Annotated in this window: 26 protein-coding genes and 1 tRNA gene; 15 read left to right on the forward strand and 12 right to left on the reverse strand. The window is 73.1% G+C overall.

The genetic code is table 11. From position 1 onward, the window contains the following. The first annotated feature begins 69 nt into the window (after positions 1-69). The 3 genes from AA0Z99_RS01700 to AA0Z99_RS01710 are packed head-to-tail and all read left to right on the forward strand — an operon-like array spanning position 70 to position 3,154. A complete protein-coding gene (locus AA0Z99_RS01700; protein ID WP_413318861.1) occupies positions 70-1,284 on the forward strand; it encodes an alanine racemase in 1,215 nt (404 codons plus the stop codon). Beyond that, entirely contained in the window at positions 1,281-2,573 is a 1,293-nt protein-coding gene (locus AA0Z99_RS01705) for a D-arabinono-1,4-lactone oxidase (RefSeq protein ID WP_413318863.1), read from the forward strand. Before AA0Z99_RS01700 ends, AA0Z99_RS01705 begins: the two co-directional genes overlap by 4 nt. A gap of 32 nt (positions 2,574-2,605) precedes the next feature. Further along, a complete protein-coding gene (locus tag AA0Z99_RS01710; protein ID WP_413318865.1) occupies positions 2,606-3,154 on the forward strand; it encodes a LemA family protein in 549 nt (182 codons plus the stop codon). Positions 3,155-3,191: 37 nt separating this feature from the next. Here the strand turns inward: AA0Z99_RS01710 and AA0Z99_RS01715 are convergent, their stop codons facing one another. Further along, positions 3,192-4,400 carry a winged helix-turn-helix domain-containing protein gene (locus AA0Z99_RS01715; RefSeq protein ID WP_413318866.1) on the reverse strand — a complete coding sequence of 403 codons (1,209 nt, stop codon included), beginning with the start codon at positions 4,398-4,400 and terminating at the stop codon, positions 3,192-3,194. Positions 4,401-4,469: 69 nt separating this feature from the next. Here AA0Z99_RS01715 and AA0Z99_RS01720 point away from each other — a divergent pair, with 69 nt between their 5' ends. Together AA0Z99_RS01720 and ilvA are read left to right on the forward strand one after the other, a co-directional pair. Beyond that, positions 4,470-5,696: an AI-2E family transporter gene (locus tag AA0Z99_RS01720; RefSeq protein ID WP_413318868.1), complete on the forward strand. Its 1,227-nt coding sequence runs from the start codon at positions 4,470-4,472 to the stop codon at positions 5,694-5,696. After that, positions 5,693-7,000, forward strand: a complete 1,308-nt coding sequence (gene ilvA / locus AA0Z99_RS01725) for a threonine ammonia-lyase (protein ID WP_413318870.1) — start codon at positions 5,693-5,695, stop codon at positions 6,998-7,000. Before AA0Z99_RS01720 ends, ilvA begins: the two co-directional genes overlap by 4 nt. A 66-nt stretch (positions 7,001-7,066) precedes the next feature. Here ilvA and greA read toward each other — a convergent pair whose 3' ends face one another. Next, positions 7,067-7,555, reverse strand: coding sequence for a transcription elongation factor GreA (greA, locus tag AA0Z99_RS01730; RefSeq protein WP_413318872.1), 489 nt, complete (start codon positions 7,553-7,555; stop codon positions 7,067-7,069). Positions 7,556-7,610: 55 nt separating this feature from the next. Further along, entirely contained in the window at positions 7,611-8,003 is a 393-nt protein-coding gene (locus AA0Z99_RS01735; RefSeq protein WP_413318874.1) for a DUF4307 domain-containing protein, read from the reverse strand. Between the two features lie 142 nt (positions 8,004-8,145). Here AA0Z99_RS01735 and mca point away from each other — a divergent pair, with 142 nt between their 5' ends. Both mca and AA0Z99_RS01745 read left to right on the forward strand, forming a co-directional pair. After that, positions 8,146-9,000: a mycothiol conjugate amidase Mca gene (mca, locus tag AA0Z99_RS01740; protein WP_413318876.1), complete on the forward strand. Its 855-nt coding sequence runs from the start codon at positions 8,146-8,148 to the stop codon at positions 8,998-9,000. Continuing rightward, complete coding sequence (locus tag AA0Z99_RS01745) at positions 9,000-9,290, forward strand: hypothetical protein (RefSeq protein WP_413318878.1); 291 nt, start codon at positions 9,000-9,002, stop codon at positions 9,288-9,290. The genes mca and AA0Z99_RS01745 overlap by 1 nt, the downstream gene beginning before the upstream one ends. 56 nt (positions 9,291-9,346) lie before the next feature. On the opposite strand, the gene AA0Z99_RS01750 is transcribed toward AA0Z99_RS01745, so the two are convergent. Then, positions 9,347-9,760, reverse strand: a complete 414-nt coding sequence (locus AA0Z99_RS01750; RefSeq protein ID WP_413318880.1) for an Rv3235 family protein — start codon at positions 9,758-9,760, stop codon at positions 9,347-9,349. Between the two features lie 144 nt (positions 9,761-9,904). Between AA0Z99_RS01750 and AA0Z99_RS01755 the strand changes: the two genes are divergently transcribed. Beyond that, a complete protein-coding gene (locus tag AA0Z99_RS01755) occupies positions 9,905-10,474 on the forward strand; it encodes a hypothetical protein (RefSeq protein WP_413318882.1) in 570 nt (189 codons plus the stop codon). Positions 10,475-10,480: 6 nt separating this feature from the next. Here AA0Z99_RS01755 and AA0Z99_RS01760 read toward each other — a convergent pair whose 3' ends face one another. After that, the gene (locus AA0Z99_RS01760) at positions 10,481-10,729 is read right to left on the reverse strand and encodes a helix-turn-helix domain-containing protein (RefSeq protein WP_413318884.1); all 249 of its coding nucleotides are present in this window, start codon (positions 10,727-10,729) and stop codon (positions 10,481-10,483) included. A 109-nt stretch (positions 10,730-10,838) separates the two neighbouring features. Here AA0Z99_RS01760 and AA0Z99_RS01765 point away from each other — a divergent pair, with 109 nt between their 5' ends. From AA0Z99_RS01765 to AA0Z99_RS01775, 3 genes are read left to right on the forward strand one after another with little or no spacing between them, the layout of a single operon-like run. Then, positions 10,839-11,450: a hypothetical protein gene (locus AA0Z99_RS01765; RefSeq protein WP_413318886.1), complete on the forward strand. Its 612-nt coding sequence runs from the start codon at positions 10,839-10,841 to the stop codon at positions 11,448-11,450. After that, on the forward strand, positions 11,447-12,700 hold the full coding sequence (locus AA0Z99_RS01770; protein WP_413318888.1) for an AAA family ATPase: 1,254 nt from the start codon (positions 11,447-11,449) through the stop codon (positions 12,698-12,700). Before AA0Z99_RS01765 ends, AA0Z99_RS01770 begins: the two co-directional genes overlap by 4 nt. A gap of 4 nt (positions 12,701-12,704) precedes the next feature. Next, positions 12,705-14,216 carry a sensor histidine kinase gene (locus tag AA0Z99_RS01775; RefSeq protein WP_413318890.1) on the forward strand — a complete coding sequence of 504 codons (1,512 nt, stop codon included), beginning with the start codon at positions 12,705-12,707 and terminating at the stop codon, positions 14,214-14,216. A gap of 108 nt (positions 14,217-14,324) precedes the next feature. Here the strand turns inward: AA0Z99_RS01775 and AA0Z99_RS01780 are convergent, their stop codons facing one another. Beyond that, positions 14,325-14,573, reverse strand: a complete 249-nt coding sequence (locus AA0Z99_RS01780) for a WhiB family transcriptional regulator (protein ID WP_072314150.1) — start codon at positions 14,571-14,573, stop codon at positions 14,325-14,327. A 138-nt stretch (positions 14,574-14,711) separates the two neighbouring features. Between AA0Z99_RS01780 and AA0Z99_RS01785 the strand changes: the two genes are divergently transcribed. Further along, entirely contained in the window at positions 14,712-15,116 is a 405-nt protein-coding gene (locus AA0Z99_RS01785) for a hypothetical protein (RefSeq protein ID WP_413318892.1), read from the forward strand. A gap of 50 nt (positions 15,117-15,166) precedes the next feature. Here AA0Z99_RS01785 and bcp read toward each other — a convergent pair whose 3' ends face one another. Beyond that, complete coding sequence (bcp, locus tag AA0Z99_RS01790; protein ID WP_413318894.1) at positions 15,167-15,637, reverse strand: thioredoxin-dependent thiol peroxidase; 471 nt, start codon at positions 15,635-15,637, stop codon at positions 15,167-15,169. Between the two features lie 70 nt (positions 15,638-15,707). Between bcp and AA0Z99_RS01795 the strand changes: the two genes are divergently transcribed. Further along, positions 15,708-15,783, forward strand: a tRNA-Lys gene (locus AA0Z99_RS01795). A 61-nt stretch (positions 15,784-15,844) separates the two neighbouring features. Here the strand turns inward: AA0Z99_RS01795 and AA0Z99_RS01800 are convergent. Next, positions 15,845-16,879 (reverse strand): zinc-binding dehydrogenase, encoded by a 1,035-nt coding sequence (locus AA0Z99_RS01800; RefSeq protein ID WP_413318896.1) that lies wholly within the window; start codon positions 16,877-16,879, stop codon positions 15,845-15,847. Between the two features lie 198 nt (positions 16,880-17,077). On the opposite strand from AA0Z99_RS01800, the gene AA0Z99_RS01805 reads away from it, so the two are divergent. Both AA0Z99_RS01805 and AA0Z99_RS01810 read left to right on the forward strand, forming a co-directional pair. Beyond that, entirely contained in the window at positions 17,078-18,013 is a 936-nt protein-coding gene (locus AA0Z99_RS01805) for a helix-turn-helix domain-containing protein (protein WP_413318898.1), read from the forward strand. Beyond that, on the forward strand, positions 18,000-18,566 hold the full coding sequence (locus AA0Z99_RS01810; RefSeq protein ID WP_413318900.1) for a sugar O-acetyltransferase: 567 nt from the start codon (positions 18,000-18,002) through the stop codon (positions 18,564-18,566). Before AA0Z99_RS01805 ends, AA0Z99_RS01810 begins: the two co-directional genes overlap by 14 nt. Before the next feature lie 96 nt (positions 18,567-18,662). On the opposite strand, the gene AA0Z99_RS01815 is transcribed toward AA0Z99_RS01810, so the two are convergent. The 4 genes from AA0Z99_RS01815 to AA0Z99_RS01830 form a co-directional block, all read right to left on the reverse strand. Continuing rightward, positions 18,663-19,274: a GNAT family N-acetyltransferase gene (locus AA0Z99_RS01815; RefSeq protein ID WP_413318902.1), complete on the reverse strand. Its 612-nt coding sequence runs from the start codon at positions 19,272-19,274 to the stop codon at positions 18,663-18,665. 4 nt (positions 19,275-19,278) lie between these two features. Then, complete coding sequence (locus AA0Z99_RS01820) at positions 19,279-20,505, reverse strand: pyridoxal phosphate-dependent aminotransferase (RefSeq protein ID WP_413318904.1); 1,227 nt, start codon at positions 20,503-20,505, stop codon at positions 19,279-19,281. Between the two features lie 71 nt (positions 20,506-20,576). Beyond that, entirely contained in the window at positions 20,577-21,476 is a 900-nt protein-coding gene (locus AA0Z99_RS01825) for a PfkB family carbohydrate kinase (RefSeq protein WP_413318906.1), read from the reverse strand. Further along, on the reverse strand, positions 21,473-21,697 hold the full coding sequence (locus AA0Z99_RS01830) for a hypothetical protein (protein ID WP_413318908.1): 225 nt from the start codon (positions 21,695-21,697) through the stop codon (positions 21,473-21,475). Before AA0Z99_RS01830 ends, AA0Z99_RS01825 begins: the two co-directional genes overlap by 4 nt.

Raw genomic sequence — 21,697 nt, forward strand, 5'->3', positions numbered from 1 at the left:
CCGCAGCATCGGAGCAACCGTGGCGCGAGACGCAGCGCAGGCGCAGGTCCTCGGGCTCGGTCGCGCTCGATGAGCCTCGACCTCGTAGCGGCGGGAGCCTGGAGCGCCGACGGCCACTGGGAGCGGATGGATGCCGCGGTCGCGCACCTCGACGCTCCGCTCGCGGCGCTCTCGCTCGAGGCGCTCGCGCACAACGCGCGCGACATGGTCCGCCGCGCCGAGGGCACCACCTTGCGGCTCGCGACCAAGTCGGTGCGGTCGCGCCCGGTGATCGAGGCGGTCCTCGCGACGCCGGGCTGGCGCGGCGCGCTCGCGGCGACACTCTCCGAGGCGCTGTGGCTGGCCGAGACCGTGGACGACGTGCTGATGGGCTACCCGACGGTCGACGTCGCGTCCATCCGGGCGCTGGCCGCCGACGAGCGCGCGCTCGAGCGCGTCACGCTCATGATCGACAGCGTCGAGCACCTCGACGCGATCGACCGCGCGGCGCCGGGGCACGCGCGCATCCGCGTCGCGATCGAGCTCGACTCAGGGTTGGCGCTCGGGCCGCTGCGCGCTGGCGTGCGCCGCTCGCCGCTGCACACGCCCGAGCAGATGCGCGCCCTGGCGACGGCGGTGGTCGATCGGCAGGGCTTCGCGCTCGTCGGCGTGATGTCCTACGAGGCGCAGGTCGCCGGCGTGCAGAGCGCGCGCCACCGCGGCATCGCTCCCGCGTTCGCGGTGCGGGCGATGCAGCGGCTGTCGGTCTCCGACCTCCTCGAGCGCCGCACGGCCGCCGTCGCCGCGGTGCGCGAGGTGGCGCCGCTCGAGTTCGTCAACGGCGGCGGCACCGGCTCGATCGAGACCACCGCCGCCGATCCCGCCGTGACAGAGATCGGCGCGGGGAGCGGGCTGCTCGGCGGTCACCTCTTCGACGGCTACCGCCGCTTCATGCCCGCACCGGCGCTGGGCTTCGCACTGCCCGTCGTCCGCAAGCCGGCGCCGGGCGTCGCCACCCTGCTCGGCGGCGGCTGGATCGCCTCCGGCCCGCCGGGCCGCCATCGCAGCCCGGTCATCGCCTGGCCCGCGGGGCTCCGCCTCGATCCCGCGGAGGGCGCCGGCGAGGTGCAGACCCCTGTGCTCGGTCGCGCCGCCGACCGGATGCGGCTCGGCGACCGGGTGTGGATGCGCCCGGCGAAGTCCGGCGAGCCGAACGAGCGGGTGCGCGAGCTCCAGGTGATCGTCGGCGACGCCGCGGCCGGCGCGGTCCCCACGTATCGTGGAGAGGGGAGGGAGCTGCTGTGACCTGGTCGAACTGGGCGCGCTCGCAACGGGCGGAGCCGAGCGAGCTGCTCGCGCCCGCGACCGTCGACGAGGTGCGGCGCGCCATCGTGCGCGTGCGCGAGCGCAGCGGCACCATCCGGCCGCTCGGCAGCAGCCACTCCTTCTCGGCAGCCGCCCGTCCTGACGACGCGCAGCTGAGCGTCGACGCGATGCGCGGGATCCTCGCCCACGACGTGGAGCGCGGCCGCGTCACGGTCCTGGCGGGCACGACCATCCGCGAGCTGTCGACGCTGCTGGAGGCCCGGGGCCTCGCGCTCGACAACCTCGGCGACATCGATCGCCAGACCATCGCGGGGGCCATCTCGACCGGCACGCACGGCACCGGCATCCTCCACCGGTCGATCGGCGCATCCGTCGTCGCCGTGACCCTCGTCACCGCAGCCGGCGCGGTCGTGCGCGTGAGCGAGACCGAGCAGCCGGAGCTGCTCGACGCGGTGCGGCTGGGTCTCGGTGTGCTCGGCGTGCTGGTCGACGTGACGCTGCAGTGCGTGCCGGCCTTCGCGCTCGAGGCGATCGAGGCGGCCGTAGAGCTCGAGGCCGTGCTGGGCGATTGGATGGGCCTGCTCGAGCGCACCGATCACTTCGAGTTCTACTGGTTCGCCGGCACCGCGCTCGCGGTGACGAAGTCGAACAGCCGCGTCGAGGGCCCGCTCTCACCTCGCTCGGCGCTCGGGCGCTTCATCGACGAGCGCGTGCTCACCGACGTCGGCCATCGGGCGCTGCTGGCCGCCGGTGCGCTCGTGCCGGCGGCGTCGCGGGCCATCAACGCGGTCGCCGCGCGCGGGATGGCGCGCGGGCGCTTCGTCGAGCCGAGCCACAGCGTGTTCGTCGCGGAGCGCGCCGTGCGGTTCCGCGAGCTCGAGTACGGCATCCCGGTCGAGGCGCTGCCCGAGGCGCTGCGCGAGGTGGCCCGTGCGCTGCGACGCGCCGACCTCACCCCCACCTTCCCGTTCGAGATGCGGGCGACCGCCGCCGACACCGCCTTGCTCTCGACCGCGCGTGGCCGTGACACGGCCTACATCGCCGCGCACCGCTGGTGGCGCGAGGATCCCCGGCCGCTGTTCGAGCTCGTCGAGCCGATCCTCCTCGCGCACGACGGTCGCCCGCACTGGGGCAAGCACCACTCGCTGCGTGCGCCGCAGCTCGCCGAGCGGGTGCCGGGGTTCGCCGAGTTCCTCGCGGCGCGCGACCGGCTCGACCCGGAGCGGCTGTTCGCCAGCGCTTGGACTCGACGGGTGCTCGGCGACTGACCCCTCGGCTGCTCGGCTCTAGAGTGGGAGGCATGGATCCCATGCTCACCCTCTGGATCGTCGTCGGCGCCGTCGTGGTGCTCGCGCTCCTCGCGCTGGTGTGGATCGTGTCGACGCGCGGCTCCATCCGCCGGCTGGCGTCGACGGTCGACGACCGCTGGGCGGCGCTCTCGGCGGTGCTCGAGGCGCGCGCGGCGGTGGCGGCGCCGCTGCTGGGCTCGGCGAGCGAGCAGCAGCGCGCGCAGGTGGCGGAGGCGTTCGCCGCGCTCGAGCGATCGGATGCTCCGGCGGCCAAGGCAGAGGCGGAGGCGGAGGTGCAGCGCGTCCTGCGCCCGCTGGTGCAGGCTGCTGCGCCGGGCTCGCGCAGCCCTGAGGCGGGGGAGGCGCGCACCGCGCTGACCGCGCTGGACGACGAGACGCAGGCGCGGCGCCGCGACTACAACACGGGCGCTCGTGAGCTGAACGCGAAGGCCCGTCGCTTCCCGGCGTCGATGTTCGCCGGATCGCTCTCGATCCCGCGCGAGTTCTTCGAGGTCGACCACTCGAGCGCCGTCGCCGAGCCGCCCCGCATCCAGTTCTGACGCGCGACCGGCTGCCGGCATCGCGCCGGCGCGAGCGTCAGAGCGCTGCCGCGACCTCGTGCGCCCACGTGCCGGGCCCGGCCACCTCGATCCGCGCGAGCCCCTGCCACGCGGCGGCCTCGGCCAGGGCGGGGGCGATGCGCTCGGCGAGCTCGACCGCGCGCTGCGCGTGCTGCGGCTCGATCGTCGCGTGCTGCACGCGCAGCACACCGGCCCTGCGATCGCTCTTCAGGTCGAGGCGACCGACGAGCTCGTCGTCGACCAGCACGGGCAGCACGTAGTAGCCGTGCTGCCGCTGGGCCGCGGGCGTGTAGATCGAGATCCGGTACGCGAAGCCGAAGATCCGCTCGGCCCGGGGCCGGAACCACACGAGCGGGTCGAAGGGCGAGAGCAGCGCGGTCGAGCGGATGCGCCGCGGCAGCCGGGCGCCGACGTGCAGGTAGGCGGGCCGACCCCAGCCCTCGACCTCGACCGGTTCGAGCTCGCCGGCCTCCACGAGCGCGAGGACGGCCGCCTTGGCGTCGACGATGCGCAGGCGGTAGTAGTCGGCGAGGTCGTCGAGGGTGGCGACGCCGAAGGCGACCGCTGCGCGCCGCACGAGCTCGCGCTGCGCGTCGGAGCGACCGACCACCGGCACCGCCGCGGGCAGCACCGCCTCGGCCGCGGCATAGCGCCGCTCGAAGCGCGTGCGGCCGACGGTCACCAGTCGCCCCTGGCCGAAGAGCACCGAGGTGGCCCAGTAGGCGTCGGACTTGTTCCACCACCCGCCCGGCAGCCGCTCGTGGGCGGGGTGCTCCATCTCGCTCGGTCGCATGGGCCCCCGCTCGGCGAACTCGGCCAGCACGTCGTCGATGAGGCTCGCGTGCTCGTCGGCCCACCGCTGGGTGCTCGGCCGGTAGGGGTGCTCGCGCTTCCAGCCCCAGAGCGGCCAGTCGTCGACCGGCAGCACCGCGGCCTCGTGCGCCACGTACTCGGTGAAGCGGCCGAGGCCGTGCCCGTGATCGTGGTGCAGCGACCGATCGAGCGTGGTGCGGTCGTAGGGGCCGAGGCGCGCGAGCAGCGGCAGGTAGTGACTGCGCTCGAAGACGTTGACCGAGTCGAGCTGCAGCAGCCCGAGACGCTCGATCGTGCGCTCGAGCGTCCGGGCGCCCGCCCTCCCTCGCTCGCCGGGCAGCGCGCCGTCGAGACCGCTGGCCGCGACGGCGATGCGGCGCGCGAGGGCCGCCGAGATCGTGCGAGGCTTCACGGTCGCGAGGCTAGCAACGGCCGCCGACACATGTCCGAGGCGCCCCCGGCCTGGACGTAGGATCGGGCAATGCTGTTCGCCCGCCGCACGCCGCGGCTGCCCGCCATCGACGGAGCCTCGCGCTCCGACGAGGCCCTGCGGCCAGAGACCACGCAGTCAGAGGACGTCGGTGGCCGCGCTGCGCCGCGTGCCTGGGCCCATCCGGATGTACCGCGCGGCATGCAGATCGCTGGCGCCTGGTCGTGGCGCTTCGTCGCGATCGCCGCCGCCAGCGCCATCGTGATCTGGCTCATCATGCAGTTCAGCCTGATCGTCATCCCGGTGCTCGTCGCCGCCCTCCTCACCGCCCTGCTCGGGCCGGTGGTCGATGCCCTCGTCCGGGCGCGATGGCCCCGCGGCCTCGCCGTGGCGCTCGCGCTGGTGGGGGTGGTGATCGTCGTCGGCGGCCTGGGATGGCTCGCGGTCTCCCAGATCCGCGCCGAGTACCCGGTGCTGCAGCAGCGAGGCGTCGACTTCTGGAACGACACGCAGCAGTGGATCCTCTCGCTGCCGTTCGACATCTCCGAGCAGGATGTGCGCGACTTCGGCACCAACATCCTCGGCACGCTGCGCGACGACCTCTCGTCGATCCTCTCGAGCGCGCTGTCGGTGGGCTCCTCCGTCGGGCACTTCGCCGCCGGCCTGATCCTGACGGTCTTCGCCCTCATCTTCACGCTCGGCGACGGCCGCGGCATCTGGCGCTGGGTCGCCGGCCTGCTGCCGAAGCACGCGCAGCGCGCCGCCGACGGCGCCGCGAGGGCCGGGTGGGTCACCCTCGGCAACTTCGTGCGCGTGCAGGTGCTCGTGGCCTTCATCGACGCGGTCGGCATCGGCCTCGGCGCCTTCATCCTCGGTCTCTTCTTCGAGGGCGGCATGCCGCTCGTGATCCCGATCGCGATCCTCGTCTTCCTCGGCTCCTTCATCCCCATCATCGGCGCGGTCGTCACCGGCGCGATCGCCGTCCTGGTGGCCCTCGTCTCCTTCGGGTTCGTGCCGGCGCTCATCATGCTCGGCATCGTGCTGCTCGTGCAGCAGGTCGAGAGCCACGTGCTGCAGCCGCTGATCATGGGCACTGCCGTCAAGGTGCACCCGCTCGCGGTCGTGCTCGCGGTGGCGGCGGGCTCCACCATCGCCGGCATCGCGGGCGCGCTGTTCGCTGTGCCGGTGGTGGCGTTCCTCAACAGCTTCGTCAAGACGATCGCCAAGGGCACCTGGCGCACGAACCCGAACCCCACCGTCGAGGATGTCGTCACATGACCGATGCCGCCACGCCCCAGCCGGGCTCGCCCGCAGCCGCATCGCCGTCGGCACCGCCGGCCTCCGCGATCGGCCGCCCTCCGCTCCCTGGCCCGACGCTCGCCGAGTTCGAGGGCGCCCGCGCGCGACTCGTCGGCATCGCGCAGGAGACGCCGATGGAGCTCTCCCGCCACCTCAGCGGCATGCTCGGCGCCGAGGTGCTCCTCAAGTGCGAGAACCTGCAGCGGACGGGCGCCTACAAGATCCGCGGCGCCTACAACATGCTCTCGAAGCTGACCGCCGAGCAGCGCGACCGCGGCGTCGTCGCCGCGTCGGCCGGCAACCACGCCCAGGGCGTCGCCTTCGCCGCGACGGAGCTCGGCGTGCGCTCCACCATCTTCATGCCCGTGGGCGTCGCGCTGCCGAAGCTGCAGGCGACCCGTGACTACGGGGCCGCGGTCGAGCTCCGCGGGCTCGAGTTCCAGACCGCGCTCGCCGCGGCCATCGAGCACGTCGAGCGCACCGGCGCCACCTTCGTGCCGCCCTACGACCACGCCGACATCATCGAGGGCCAGGGCACGCTCGGCCTCGAGATCCTCGACCAGGCGCCGGACGCGACCACGGTCGTCGTCCCGATCGGCGGCGGCGGCCTCGCGGCCGGCGTCGCCTCCGCGATCCGGCAGCGCGCCGAGCGCGACGGTCGCACCGTGCGCATCATCGGCGTCCAGGCGGAGCGCGCGGCCTCGTACGTCGCCTCGCTGGAGGCGGGGGAGCCGACCACGATCGCGACGCAGCCGACGATCGCCGACGGCATCGCCGTGTCGCGACCGGGCAGCCTGCCCTTCGCCATCATCCGCGAGGCGGTGGACGAGATCGTGACGGTCTCGGACGACGACATCGCGCGCGCCATGATCATGCTGCTCGAGCGGGCGAAGCTCGTGGTGGAGCCGGCCGGCGCCGTGACGACCGCCGCCATCATGACCGGCCTCGTCGCATCCGAGGGGCCGGTCGTGGCGGTGCTCTCCGGGGGCAACATCGATCCGCTGTTCATGGAGCGCGTGATCGGGCGCGGCCTCGCCGCCTCGCAGCGCTACCTCAAGGTGCGCATCGCGCTGCCCGACCGCCCCGGGCAGCTGGCCATCATCGCGCAGATCGTCTCGGACGAGCAGGCGAACGTCGTCGAGGTGCTGCACTCGCAGCACGACGCCTGGACCTCGATCAGCGACGTCTCCATCGACATCTCCGTCACCACCCGCGGGCCCGAGCACGCCGAGCGGGTGCTCGAGGCACTGCGCCGCGCGGGCTACGAACCCGTCATCGTCTGACCGCGGCGGGCCCTGACACGGAGCGGGCCCCGCGACTCGCGTCGCGGGGCCCGCTCCGTGCGGGGCTCAGCCCCGGTAGGTCTGCACGTCGGTGACGACGACCTCGATGGTCGCGCCCGACGGCGCCTCGTACGACGCCTTCTCGCCGATCTTCAGGCCGAGGATGGCCGCGCCGAGCGGGCTGGCCTCGCTGTAGACGTCGAGGTCGTCCCCGACCTCCGCGATCTCGCGGTTGCCCACGAGGAAGGTCGTCTCGTCGCCGGCGATGGTCGCCGTGACGACAGTGCCGGGCTCGACCACGCCGCTCGCCTGGGGCGCCTCGCCGACGGTGGCGTTGCGCAGCAGCTGCGTGATCTGGGCGATGCGCGCCTCGATCTGCGCCTGGTCGTCCTTCGCGGCGTGGTAGCCGCCGTTCTCCTTCAGGTCGCCCTCGTCGCGGGCCTCTTCGATGCGCTTGGCGATCTCGGCGCGGACGGGCCCCTGCAGGTGCTCGAGCTCACCCTGCAGGCGGTCGTACGCCTCCTGGGTCAGCCAGGTCTCCGTGGTGCCGTTCATGTGGTCTCCCGATATGCACAGAACCGGCCCCGAGTGGGCCGGTCCTCGTGGCATCCTATGACACCCAGCACTCCGAGACCAATCCTGTGGTCGCCAGCTCGCTCGTGCGCACCTCGACGGCGTGCGTGCTCGTGAAGGCCTCGATCGGCTCGAGCTCGAGCTCCGCCCAGCCGACGATGCCGAAGGAGGGGTTGAGGGCCTCGACGGCGCACGTCGTCGCCGTGCCGGCCTCGACCGAGACCTCGAAGATCACGCGCACCGTCGACTCGTCGACGATCTCGTGCCCGATGGTGCGCGTCTGCAGCTGCGTCGTCGCCGGATCGGTGCCGACCCACCAGACCCACAGCGTCGCCGCGAGCAGGACGCCGACGCCCACGACGATGCCGAGCAGCTTCTCGCGCCGGCTGCGCGACCGCGTGCGGCCGTAGCGGGCATCGAGCTGGGTCATGGCGCCTCGTCCGTGGGATGATGGGAGTGCTCCCAGCCTATCGCCGCGCCTCCGCGTGGCCGTGCTGGGGCGGGCCATGGGCGCGGCAGCGCGCTCGAAGCTGGGCCTCGGCGCCATCGCGCGCTGTGGGAGGGAAGAAGCCATGCGTCGACTGCTCGCCGTGCACGCGCACCCGGATGACGAGTCGAGCAAGGGCGCGGCGACGCTCGCTCGGTACGCGGCAGAGGGTGCTGCGGTGACCGTCGTCTCGTGCACGGGTGGCGAGAGCGGCAGCGTGCTCAACGAGCGCTTCGAGCTGGGCCACCGCGCCGCTCGCGACATCACGGGCCTGCGTCGCATGGAGATGGGGGCGGCGCAGGCCGCGCTCGGCATCGACCACGCCTGGCTCGGCTACGTCGACTCCGGCTTGCCCGACGAGGGCGACCCGCTGCGGCCGCTGTCGTTCGCCACCATCCCGCTCGAGATCTCCGGACGGCCGCTCGTGCGCCTCATCCGCCGACTGCGGCCGCAGGTGGTCGTCACCTACGACGAGACGGGCGGCTACCCGCATCCCGACCACATCCGCTGCCACGAGGTCACGATGTGGGCCGTCGAGCACGCGGCGGCAGGCATGCCGGAGCTCGGGGAGCCGCACGAGGTGCAGAAGGTCTACTTCGACCGCACCATGAGCGGTGCCCGCCTGCGCGCGCTGCTGACGGCCCTGGAGGCCGTCGCGCCGGAGGACGAGCGACTGCCCTTCGTGCGCGAGTGGGCAGAGCGCATGGGCGATCGTGGTGAGACCATGACGACGCGGGTCTCGGTCGCCGACCACCTCGAGGCGCGCGATCTGGCGCTGCGCGCCCACGCGAGCCAGGTCGACCCGGACTCGCGCTTCTTCTTCTGGCCGAACGATCTGCTGCGGCAGACGTGGCCGACCGATGACTACGAGCTGGTGCGATCGCGCGTGCGGGTCGACGGCCAGGAGGACGACCTCTTCGCGGGCGTCGAGGAGGACTGATGGACCCCCTGTTCCTGCAGGAGCTGCCCTACGACCCGAACCAGGTCACCCCCGGTTGGGTCGGCTTCTTGGCGACGCTGCTCGTGGCGGCGGTCGTGATCCTGCTGCTGTGGGACTTCAACCGCCGGGTGCGGCGGATCAACGACCGCGCGGACGCGCGAGAGCGCCTCGAGGCGGAGGTCGCCGAGATGGAGGAGCGCGAGCGCCTGCGGGCTGAGCGCGCGAGCGCGGACGTGCCGGGCGCGGAGCCCGTGGATCCCGAGGTGCGCGAGCGGGAGCCCGGCGCCTAGCGTCAGCGGATGCGCGGCGCGGCCGGCGGGTGCGCGGCGCGGCCACCGGGCCCGCCTCAGAGCACGCCGATCGCGGTCGCTCGCCAGCGGCCGTCGAGCCCTTCCAGGCGGATCGCCACCGCTCGCGTGCGGCCCGCCGATCGCACGATCACAGCCCCCTCGACCACGCCGTCGGCCGTGTGGCACGCGCGCACGCGGGTGATCGCGAAGCCGGGTACCGTGCGCTGCGGGCGCCGCGCCCGCGCCTGCTTCGCGCTCAGCGCCCGCTGCGTCAGGAGCACGAAGGTCTGCTCTGTCACCCACCGCGCGATCTGCTGCACCTCGCGCACGCCGAGCAGGATCTCGATCACGCCCCGCGCGAGGTTCTCCAGCAGGGGAGCGGGATCCGGGAGGTCTGCTGACGAGCAGGGCTGGAAGTCGAAGAACTCCTCGGCGTCGACCGAGGTCATCCGCTGTCTCGTCGCGCGCATGGAGCCTCCTCGCTTGGGGGACGGCCCCACGCGGCGCTGTCCAGGTGCAGAAGATAACGCTGTTACTCCCGGTCGTGTCAACCGGCGCGCGCTCGCTGTGGAGAACCGCGGCAGCCTCGCGGCGCTCCGGGTAGATTCGCGAGCGTGCGCTTCGAGGATCTGTTCGACGATCTGGAGAGCCAGCTCGAGGCAGAGCTGGGCGCCGAGCAGCGAGACCTGCGGGCCGAGGAGGAGCGCTTCCGCATCGGCAGGCTCGAGCTCCGCGATCGCATCGCCGCGGCTCCGCGCCTGCTCGACGTCACGCTGCGCGCCGGCACGCGCCTGCGCCTGCGTCGGATGGCGCTGGGCCGCGATTGGCTGAACGGGATCGTGGTCGACGGCGCGCCTGCTGAGACCGGCGCCGTCGTGCCCCTGCAGGCCATCAGCGGGATCGTGCTGGACGGCGACGGGGCGGCAGCCTCCGTGCGGCCGGGCACCGAGGCGAACGACCTGCAGGCCCGACTGAGCTTCGCGTTCGCGCTTCGCGACCTCGCGCGCCGCCGGGCCTCCGTCATCCTCGAGGGCCACGCGCCCGTCGCCGGCACGATCGACCGGGTCGGCCGCGATCACCTCGACCTCGCCGTGCACGAGCCGGGCGAGCGGCCCCGCCTCGGCGTGGTGCGCACCTGGCGGATCGTGCCGTTCGCCGCCTTCGACTGGGTGCGGCTGCCCTGAGCCGCGTCAGCGGCCGCCGAAGAGGTCCGTGACGCTCGCCGACTGCGCCTGCCGCCACAGGGCGCGCCGGCGCTCGAGCTCCAGCTGCCGATCGACCCACGCCTGCACCTCGTCCTGGGCGACTCGCCACTGGCCGCGGACCCGCACGCCCCGGATGTCGCGCGCCTCGAGCAGCGCGACGACCGCGCTGGGGGTCGCGTCGAGCAGCTCGGCCACGTCGGCGACGGTGAGGAAACGTCGGGGTTCGAACGGCATGGGCCCCATTGTGCGCCAGACACGGGCTGGATGAGCAGAGCCTGTGGAGAACTTCAGCGACCCGCTGGAGCCCCCTGCCAGGTTGATGCCATCGAACGGGAGGGGTGGCATGGCGACGCGTCGCAGCTGGATGGATCCGAGGCTGGTGATCGGGGTGATGCTGGTGCTCGCCTCCCTCGCCGGCGTCTGGTTCGTGGTGCAGCAGTCGGCTCGCACCGAGACCGCGTGGGCGGCCACGCGCACGCTGCTGCCGGGCGACGCGGTCGCCGCGGCCGATGTCGAGCGGGTCGAGGTGCGGCTGCTGCAGTCGCAGCATCGCTACCTGGACGGGGAGAGCGACCCGGTGGGGATGGTCGTCGCCTCGACGGTGGGTGAGGGCGAGGTGCTGCCCGTGCGCGCGCTCGGCTCGGCGGCCGGAGCCGATCGCGCCGCGATCGTCATCGACGTGCAGGGCGCGCTGCCGAGGGCTGTGCGCGCGGGATCGCTCGTCGACATCTGGACAGCGGCGCCGGTGGAGGAGGGCTTTGCGGCGCCGACCGTGCTCGTCGACGACGCGATCGTCGTCGCGGTGGTGGAGGACGAGGGGATCCTCGCCTCCTCGGCGCGCCAGCTGGAGCTGCTGGTGCCGAGCGGCGAGACGTCAGTGCTCCTCGAGGCGATGTCCAACGACCACGCGCTGTCGGTCGTGCCGCTGGCGACCCCCGGCGGTGGCGCTCCATGATGGGCATCGCCGTCTCCGCGCCGCTGGAGCGCGAAGACGCGATCGTGAGGGAGGCAGCCAGGCACGGCCACCGCGTGGCCATCCGAGCCGCGACGGCGTCTGATCTCGTGGAGCGGATCGTCGGCAGAGCGCCGGACGCCGCACCGAGCCTCGACCTCGTGCTGGTCGCGGCTGACGGGCGGCACCTGCACCGCGAGCTGGTCGAGGCATGCGATGCGCGCGGGCTGCGTCTGCTGGCGCTGGCCGACGACGCTGCGGAGCGGACGCGCGCGCAGTCGCTCGGGGTCGAGTCCCTGTCCTGGGCCGAGGGATTCGCGGCGGTCGAGGCGCGCGCGAGGCCCTCCGAGCCGGCTGGCCGCGAGCCCGTCCGTGCGCGCGGCCGCGTCGTGGCAGTCTGGGGGCCGGCCGGTGCCCCTGGCCGCACGACGGCTGCCATCGCGCTCGCCGCCGAGCTGGCGCTGCTCGGTCAGCGCGTCGCGCTCGTCGACGCCGACACCACGAGCGCGTCGGTCGCACCGGCGCTCGGGCTGCTCGACGAGTCACCGGGGTTCGCCGCCGCCGCCCGCCTCGCGCGCGCGGGGAGCCTGACGGTCGACGAGCTGGATCGCATCTGCCAGCAGGTGCCGACGATGGGCGGTGTCCTGCACGTCCTGACCGGCATCGGTCGAGCCAGCCGCTGGCCGGAGCTCGCGGGCGATCGCGTGACGGAGGTGCTGGAGCGCTGCCGCGATTGGGCCGACATCACGGTGGTCGACATCGGCGCCAGCATCGAGCGCGACGAGGAGATCTCCAGCGACCTCTTCGCTCCGCGACGGCATGCCTCGACGCACGCGACCCTGGAGGCGAGCGACGAGGTGGTGGTGATCGCCGGCGGCGACGCGGTCGGGGTGGCTCGGCTGGTGCGCGCGCTCCCGGAGCTGCGGGAGCTGGTGCCGCAGGCGCACGTGCGGGTGATCGTGAACAAGGTGCGCGCCTCCGCCATCGGCATCGCGCCCGAGCGCTCGGTGCAGGAGACCCTGCGTCGGCTCGCCGCGCTGACGCCGGAGGCCTGCTGGCCGTTCGACAGCCGCGCCGCCGATGCCGCGCTGCTCGAGGGGCGTCCGCTCGTCGACGTCGCGGGCCGCTCGCGGTTGCGCCGGCGCGTGCAGGAGTTCGCGACCACGCTCGTGCCGGCCGCCGAGCCCACCAGCCGCGCCGCGCTGCGGGCGGCCGAGCGGCCAGGGCGGCGCTGGCTGCCCGCGCTACGCTGAGGGAGTGACGAGCTTGACGTCGATCGCCGCGCGCTACGGCCTGCTGGACGACCATGACTTGCGGTGGCTGCACCGGCTGGTCGCCGACTTCCAGCTGCTCGCAGACCTCGCCATCGGCGACATCGTCCTGTGGCTCCCGACCGGCGACGACGACGGGTACATCGCCGTGCAGCATGCGCGTCCGGCCGGTGCCGCCACGCTCTTCTACCGCGACATCGTCGGTCAGCCGGTGCGGAACGCCTGGCGCGAGCAGGTCGGCCGCGCCTTCGACGAGGGCGTTTCGCTGAGCGCCGACTCGCCCGAGTGGGGAGTCGAGTCCGACGCGAAGGTGCGCGCGATCCCCGTGCGCCGCCGCGAGGCAGAGCCGTCGACCGTGCTGGTGCCGCGCCCGATCGCCGTCATCACGCGGCACGCCAACCACGCGGACACCCGCAGTGCCGGCAGGCTGGAGCGCACGTTCCGAGAGTGCGCCGACGACCTCTTCCGCATGATCGCCGACGGCGACTTCCCCGACCAGGCTGCCCCCTCCGGCCCACGTCGCGGCGCAGCGCGCGCATCCGACGGCCTCATCCGGCTCGACCAGGCGGGCACCGTGACCTTCGCGAGCCCGAACGCCCTGTCGGCGTTCACGAGGCTCGGGTTCCGCGGCGAGCTCGAGGGGGAGTCGCTGGCGGAGATCGCGACCGAGCTCATCGACGAGTCGCACGAGGTCGACGAGGCCCTGCCGCTCGTCGTGACCGGCAGGGCGCCCTGGCGCACCGACATCGAGACGCGCCTCGTCACGCTGTCGTTGCGCGCGGTGCCGCTGCGGCTGCGCTCCGAGCGGCTGGGGGCCATCGTGCTCGTGCGCGACGTCACCGACATGCGCGCGCAGGAGCAGACGCTCATCACGAAGGACGCGACGATCCGCGAGATCCACCACCGCGTCAAGAACAACCTGCAGACGGTCGCCGCGCTGCTGCGCATCCAGTCCCGGCGCACCAAGAGCGAGGAGTCGCGCGCGGCACTGCAGAACGCGGAGCGGCGGGTGTCGTCCATCGCGGTCGTGCACGACACGCTGTCCGAGGGCCTGAGCCAGTCCGTCGACTTCGACCAGGTCTTCGACCGGGCGATGAAGCTGACGAGCGAGCTCGCGTCGATCCACGGTGCGAAGGTGCGGACCGAGCGCGCGGGCACCTTCGGGGTGCTGCCGAGCGGCTACGCGACGCCGCTCGCCCTCGCGCTGACCGAGCTCGTCACGAACGCCGTGGAGCACGGGCTCGCCGGCCGCTCCGACGGGCTGGTGCGCATCACCGCGAAGCGTGCCGACGGCTGGCTCACCGTGCGCGTGTGCGACAACGGCGTCGGGCTGCCTCCGGGGCGCGTCGGATCGGGTCTCGGCACCCAGATCGTCAAGACCCTCGTCACCGGCGAGCTGTCCGGCACGATCGACTGGGGAGCTCGCGCGGTGGAGGGCACCGAGGTCACCGTGCAGGTGCCGCTCGCCTACATCCGCGAGGACGACCAGGCGCTCTGAGCCTGGGCGGCAGCGCAGGGCGATCGTGGCGACAGGCGCTCCACCGCCCGCCGCACACACGACAGCGGGGCCGCCGAGAGGCGACCCCGCTGTGCTGGTGCGTGCGTGTCAGCCGGCGCGGCGAGCGCGCGCGGCGCGGCGCTTGAGCGCGCGGCGCTCATCCTCGGAGAGGCCACCCCAGACGCCGGAGTCCTGGTTCGTCTCCAGGGCGTACTGCAGGCACATCTCGGTCACCGGGCACGTCGCGCACACGGCCTTGGCCTTCTCGATCTGCTCGAGCGCCGGGCCGGTGTTGCCGACCGGGAAGAACAGCTCGGGGTCCACCGTGAGGCAGGCAGCGTCATCACGCCAATCCATACATGTGCTCCTTGTACATTGGAGGGGGGAAGTCGCGCATCGCGGTACCCGCGGCGCAGAAGTCTCGGGGCGCAGCACCGGTGCCGCCCGACGTTCCATGCTTCCACAGCGCCCCAAGAGAGGCAAGGGTTTTCTTCCGTGAGCGATCACCCGCGCGTGCGTCCGACCACCGCCACAGCAGCCGGCGGGCTGCTCCTGCTGGAGGCGCTCGGCATGCTCGCGATCGCCGTCTGGGTCGCCGTCAGCGCCCTCGGCGATCCGCCCGAGCACATCGCGGGCGGCATCTTCCTCGCGGCGCTCGCGGCCGGCGCTGCCTTCTTCCTCCTCCAGGTCGCGAAGGCGATGCTGGACGGGAGGGCGTGGTCGCGGGCCGGCGCCATCGTCTGGCAGGTGCTGCAGATCGGCGTGGCCGCCGGCACCTTCGACGGCGGTGAGGGCCCGGTGTGGCTCGCGCTGATCCTGGCGGGGGTCGGCGTGGCCGTCTTCGCGCTCGTCCTGCGCCGCACGGTCACGGTCTGGCTGAACCCGGACGTCGAGGCGTAGGCCGGGCGACGCGCGAGTGCGCAGCCGCCCGCGTCACGCGAGGCGAGCGGTCAGCTCGCGATCCCGAGCCGCTTCCCGAGCATCTGCAGATGCCCCTTCGCCTTCGTGTTGTAGAAGGCGTGCGTGATGACGCCCTGCTCGTCGAGCACGAAGGTCGAGCGGCGCACGCCCTGGACGATGCGTCCGTAGTTGTTCTTCTCGCCGAAGGTGTCCCAGGCGCGGTGCACGGAGAGGTCCTCATCGCTCAGCAGCGGGAAGCCCAGGCCGTCCTGCGCATGGGCTCGGGCGAGGCGCTCCAGCGGGTCCCGCGAGATGCCGAGCACCGCGAAGCCGTGCTGCGTGAGGTCGGGCAGCCGGTCGCGGAAGTCGCAGGCCTGCTGCTGGCAGGCCGAGGTCAGCGCCTCGGGGTAGAAGTAGACGATGGCCTTGCGGCCGCGGAGGTCCGCGAGGGACACGGGGCGGCCGTCCTGGTCGGGCAGCGTGAAGTCGGGGGCGGTCATGCCGGGCTCGAGGTGCGTCATCCGCTCCATCCAAGCAGTGTGCGCGGCGCCCACATCGTCTGCTATTCTTGATCCTCGGCTGGAAAGCCATGCACCTCTAGCTCAATTGGCAGAGCAGTTGACTCTTAATCAATCGGTTCCGGGTTCGAGTCCCGGGGGGTGTACCAGGAAGAGCCCCTGGCCGGTGATCGATCACCGGCCAGGGGCTCTGCTCGTCTCGCCGCGCGGCTACGGGCGGATGAGCACCTTGAGCGCTTCTCGCGCATCCATGAGGCGGTATGCCTCCGCGATCTCGGAGAGGGGCAGCTCGCGGTCGAAGACCTTGCCAGGGGTGATGGTGCCGTCGAGCACCTGCGGCAGCGCGGCCTCGATGTAGGCGCGGACGGTCGCAGGGCCGCCGGTCAAGGTCACGTTCTTGCCGAACAGCGATGCGAAGCCGATCGGCGCCTCCTCGTACTGCGGCACACCGACGCGGGAGATCGTCCCGCCGGGACGCACGATGCCGTACGCCTGCTCGTACGCGGGCATGTGACCGACGGCTTCGAGCACGACGTGCGCGCCTTCGCCGCCGGTGATGTCGAGCACCTGCTGGATGCCTGCCTCGCCCCGCTCGGCGACCACGTGGGTGGCGCCGAACTCACGGCCGAGCGCGGTGCGATCCTCGTGGCGTCCCATCAGGACGATCGTCTCGGCACCGAGCTGGCGGGAGGCGAGGACCGCGGAGAGGCCGACCGCCCCGTCGCCGATCACGACGACGACCTTGCCCGCCTCGACCCCGCCGGTGCGGGCGGCGTGGTAGCCGGTGAGGTAGACGTCCGAGAGGGTGAGGAGCGAGGGCATCAGCGCCTCGTCCGTGCCCTCCGGGATGACGACCGCGGTGCCGTCCGCCTGGGGCACGAGCAGCTGCTCGGCCTGCGCCGCGGATGGCGCGCCGTCGAAGAACCCGCCGTGCACGCACGAGGTCGTCACGCCCTCGCGGCAGTACGTGCACGTGTTGTCGGACCACGCGAAGGGGACGATCACGGTGTCGCCGACCGCCAGTCGCTCGATCGCCGAGCCGACCTGCTCGACGACGCCGATCGCCTCGTGGCCCATAGGGCGACCCTCGGGCGTCGCCTCCAGCGAGTGGTACGGATGCAGGTCGGAGCCGCAGACGCAGGCGTGCGTCACGCGGATGATCGCGTCGGTCGGACGCTGGATGGACGGGTCGGGGACCTCCTCGACCCGGACATCGCCGGCGTCGTACATCAGGGCTGCTCGCATGCGGGTTCCTCTCTCGGTGGTGCGCGCGACGCGCACGCTGCTGCGGTCGTCGTGCTCGGCATCGGCGGCTCCGGCTTCCCAGGGGCCGTCGGGCCACGGTGCCAGTCAAGCCGGGAGCGATGCGGGCGGGGAGTCCCTGGCGAGGGGTGCACCGGCAGTGCATCCCTCGCCCGCCCGAGCCGTCGTACGGTGGTCCGCATGGACAACGAGGCAGAGGTGCGCGAGTTCCTCACGACGCGGCGTGCGCGACTCTCGCCCGCCGACGTCGGGCTGGTCGCCGGCGCGAACCGACGCGTCGCGGGGCTGCGCCGCTCCGAGGTCGCGATGCTGGCCGACGTGAGTGTCGAGTACTACGCGAAGCTCGAGCGCGGTGCCATCGCCGGCGCGTCGTCCGCGGTCCTGGAGTCGCTCGCCAGAGCCCTGCTCCTGGACGAGACGGAGCGGATGCACCTGCTCGACCTCGCGCGCGCGGCCGACGGCATCCCGACCTCCGGCCGCCAGCGCCGGCGTGCCACGCCGCAGCAGCCCGCGTCGCTCGCGCTGCAGCGCATGCTCGACGCGATCACGGGCGGCCCCGCGTTCGTCCGGGACCGACACCAGAACCTCGTCGCGACGAACGCGCTGGGCGCAGCGTTCTATTCGCCCGTGATCGGCGCCGGGGGAAGGGCACCCAACTTGGCGCGCTTCCAGTTCCTCGATCCCGCGTCGCGCGACTTCTACCCGGATTGGGAGCTCTTCGCGCAGATGTGCGTCGGCATCATGCGCGTCGAGGCAGGGCGGGATCCGCACGATCGCACGATGCAGGACCTCGTGGGCGAGCTCACGACCCGCAGCGAGGTGTTCGCCCGCCTCTGGTCGGCGCACGACGTGCGCACGCACGGCTCGGGCACCAAGCGCTTCCGCCACCCGATCGTCGGGGATCTCGAGCTCCGCTACGACGAGCTCGTCGTCACCGCCGAGGACGGGCTCAGCCTCTTCATCTACACCGCCGAACAGGGATCGCCGTCGGCCGAACGGCTCCAGCTGCTCGCCAGCTGGTCTTCCGACGTTCCCGCGCTCCCCGTGGAGCACGGAGCGAAGGCGCACGCCCACCCGACCGACCGCCCGGGAGGCGACCACGATGTCGCTCACTGACCTCCTCGCGGCCCTCGACGCGGGCGAGACCATCGCCGGCGGCTCACCCGGGCATGCGACGATGCACGCGGCCAGTCAGGAGGCGCTCCGCATCGCGGGCGAGCTCAACTCCGGCTACCACCCGCCTGCTCGCGTCAGGGCGCTGCTGGGAGCCCTCATCGGCCGTCCCGTCGATGCGTCGGTGACGCTCTTCCCGCCGTTCACCGCTGACTTCGGCAAGAACATCAGGCTCGGCGAGCGCGTGTTCATCAACTCCGGATGCCGCTTCCAGGACCAGGGCGGGATCACCATCGGCGACGACTGCCTGATCGGCCACAACGCGGTCATCGCGACCCTGCAGCACGGCATGCACCCCGCGCACCGCGCAGACCTCATCCCCGCACCCGTCGTCATCGGTCGGAACGTCTGGCTGGGGGCCAACGTCACTGTCCTCCCCGGCGTCACCATCGGTGCGGACTCCGTCATCGGGGCAGGCTCCGTCGTGACGAAAGACATCCCCGCGGGTGTGATCGCGGTCGGGTCACCCGCCCGCGTCGTGCGCGCGCTCAGCTGATCGGCTGCCGCCGACGCTGCCGCTGCCGTTGCTGACGCAGTGCGGGCACCGCCGGCGGCGACACCGCAGGCGGCTGCGATGGCGAGCGATGCGCGCTCAGCGAGCGGCTCGTGCCCCGCGAGCTGGATCGCCGTCCGCAGCGCGGTGCGAGGGCTCCTCCAGGAGCGGTCCGTCGCCCCAGCGCTCCTCGCCGTCGACCACCACGGCGGTGCGGCGCAGGCCGAGCGCGCGCGCGACACCGACGGAGGCGCCGTGCTCCGGGTGGATGTGGGCGAGGATGGTGGTCACGCCGCTGCGCCGCAGCCAGGCGGCCATCGCGATCGCGGCCTCGCAGGCGAATCCCCGACCCTGGTGAGGCCCGGCGATGACCCACGCGACCTCGGCCGAGCAGGGCTCGCCAGCGGCATCAGCGCGCGGCGCGGCGGGGCTGACCGTCGCCTGCACCGTGCCGATGAGCTCGCCCGAGTCGTGGCGGCGCAGCAACCAGTTGACCCAGGCCTCCGAGCCGTCGGGGGAGTGCCCGACCGCCTGCTGCCGGTAGCGCTTGCGCAGCTGCTCGGCGCTCGCCGGCGCTCCTCCCATGAAGGCGTGCAGCGCGACGTCGTCGAAGACCGCCGCTGCCTCGTCGGCGTGCTCCACGCGCAGCGGCTCGAGCTCGAGCCGAGCCGTGCGCATCGCCTCGGCGCGCAGCAGCAGCGGGCCCGTCATCCGATCACACCTGCCGGTACGAGGCGAGGAAGTTGCCGATCCGCTCGACCGCATCCTCGAGGTCGCGCTTCCACGGCAGCGTCACGATGCGGAAGTGATCGGGCGCCGGCCAGTTGAAGCCGGTGCCGTGCGTCACGAGGATCTTCTGCTCGCGCAGCAGGTCGAGCGCGAACTGGCGGTCGTCGCGGATCTCGTGCACCTCCGGATCGAGCCGCGGGAACAGGTAGAGCGCGCCCTTCGGGTTCACGACGCTCACGCCCGGGATCCGCTGCAGGCCCTGCACCGCCGCGTCGCGCTGCTCGAGCAGCCGGCCGCCGGGCAGGATCAGCGACTCGATCGACTGCACGCCGCCGAGGGCGACCTGGATGCCGTACTGCGCCGGCACGTTGGGGCAGAGGCGCGTCGATGCCAGCAGCGTCAAGCCCTCCAGGAAGCCCGCCGCGTGCGACTTCGGCCCGGTGATCGCGAGCCACGCGGCACGGAAGCCCGCCGCGCGGTAGGTCTTCGACAGGCCGTTGTACGTCAGCGTCAGCAGGTCGGGCGCGAGCGTCGCGATCGAGACGTGCTCGGCGTCGTCGTAGAGGATGCGGTCGTAGATCTCGTCGGCGAGGATCAGCAGGGAGTGCTGCCGCGCGAGGTCGACGATGCCCTGCAGCGCCTCTCGCGTGTAGACGGCACCCGTGGGGTTGTTCGGGTTGATGACCACGATGGCCTTGGTGCGCGGCGTGATCTTGGCCTCGATGTCGGCGAGGTCCGGCACCCATCCGTTCGCCTCATCCGTCAGGTAGTGCACCGGCGTGCCGCCGCCGAGGGAGGTCATCGCCGTCCAGAGCGGGTAGTCGGGCGCGGGGATCAGCACCTCGTCGCCGGAGTCGAGCAGCGCCTGCATGGTCATGGTGATGAGCTCGGAGACCCCGTTGCCGAGGAACACGTCGTCGACCGTGAGCTGCGGGAAGCCGGGGACGCCCTCGTAGCGCGTCACGACCGCGCGGCGGGCCGAGAGGATGCCCTTCGAGTCGGAGTAGCCCTCGGCGAGCGGCAGGTTCGCGATCATGTCCTGCACGATCGTGTCCGGGGTCTCGAAGCCGAACGGCGCGGGGTTGCCGATGTTGAGCTTCAGGATCCGGTGCCCCTCGGCCTCGAGCCGCGCGGCCTCGGCGGCCACCGGGCCGCGGATCTCGTAGAGGACGTGCTTGAGCTTCGAGGACTGGTCGAGCGACTTCAGGGCCATTGCACCATGCTAGGCGCGCCCGCCGCGCCACTGGCGAGCAGGTGGCTCGCGCCGCCCGACGCGCGGCGGGCTCAGGAGGCCCGCTGCTCCGGGAGCTGCAGGAGGCCGCCGGCGACGCGGGTCGTGGCGGCGGCCACGGCCATCGCCCGTGCGAGCGGCCCCGCCCATCCGCGCTCGTGGTCGCCGGCGATGACGGATGCGGTGAGCGCAGCCAGCACGCTGTCGCCGGCGCCGATGGTGTCGACCAGGGGTGCAGCGAGCTGCGGCACGAAGGCGTCGACCCAGCCGCGAGCCGTCGCCACGCGGGCGCCGTCGGGGCCGCGTGTGATCGCCACCGCGCCGGTGCCGGCCGCCAGCCAACGACCCGCGGTCTCCGCGGCGTCCTCGGCGTAGACGAGCTCGGTGTCCTCGTCGCTCACCTTCACGAGCAGCGCGCGGGCGGCGAGGGCATCGAGGCCCGCGGCGAAGCGCTCGCGCGCGCCGGGCGACCCCAGGTACCCGGGACGCGCGTTGGGATCGATGAGCAGCCGCTCGCTCGGGCGCGGCATCGCCAGCAGGGGCGCGATCTGCGACTCGTGCTCGAGCGCGAGGCACGAGACCACGACGAGCGGCGCGCGCTCGAGCTCGTGCTCGAGCCCCGCGAGCTCGACGAAGCGGCGCGCTCCGGCCTCGTTGAAGGCGTAGTGCATCGTGCCGCCGACGCGCTCGGCGCGGGCGACGGCGGTGCCGCGGGGTGCGGGCGCGGCGAGCAGCTCGACGTCGTGCGCCGCGCAGTGCTCGCGCACCAGTCGACCTGCTGCGTCTTCGCCGACCATGGCCACGAGGCGCGCCGGCACCCCGAGGCGCGCGAGGCCCACGGCCACGTTGAGCGCCGCGCCGCCCACGATGGAGGCGCCGTCCACCTCGTCGACGAGCGCGTCGCCGATCACGAGCACGCGATCGGCGTCAGCGCTTCGCGGGTCGGGGCTCACTTGCCCTTGGCGGCCTTGCGCAGCTCTCGCTCGAGCTCCTGCTGGCGGATGCTCTCCTCGCGCTGCTTGACCGAGCCGAGGGCGAGCGCGACGCCGATGCCCCAGCTGGCCCACAGCAGCCCGAGCCGCCAGTCGCGCGGCCCCTGGCGCGTCGCCTTCGCGACCCCCAGGCCGCTCGCGATGGCGCTGAGGACTCCAGCGTTGAACAGGTACTTGCGCAT

Origin of the sequence: Agrococcus phoenicis (assembly GCF_047302415.1) — a bacterium.
In the GTDB taxonomy this organism is placed as follows: domain Bacteria; phylum Actinomycetota; class Actinomycetes; order Actinomycetales; family Microbacteriaceae; genus Agrococcus.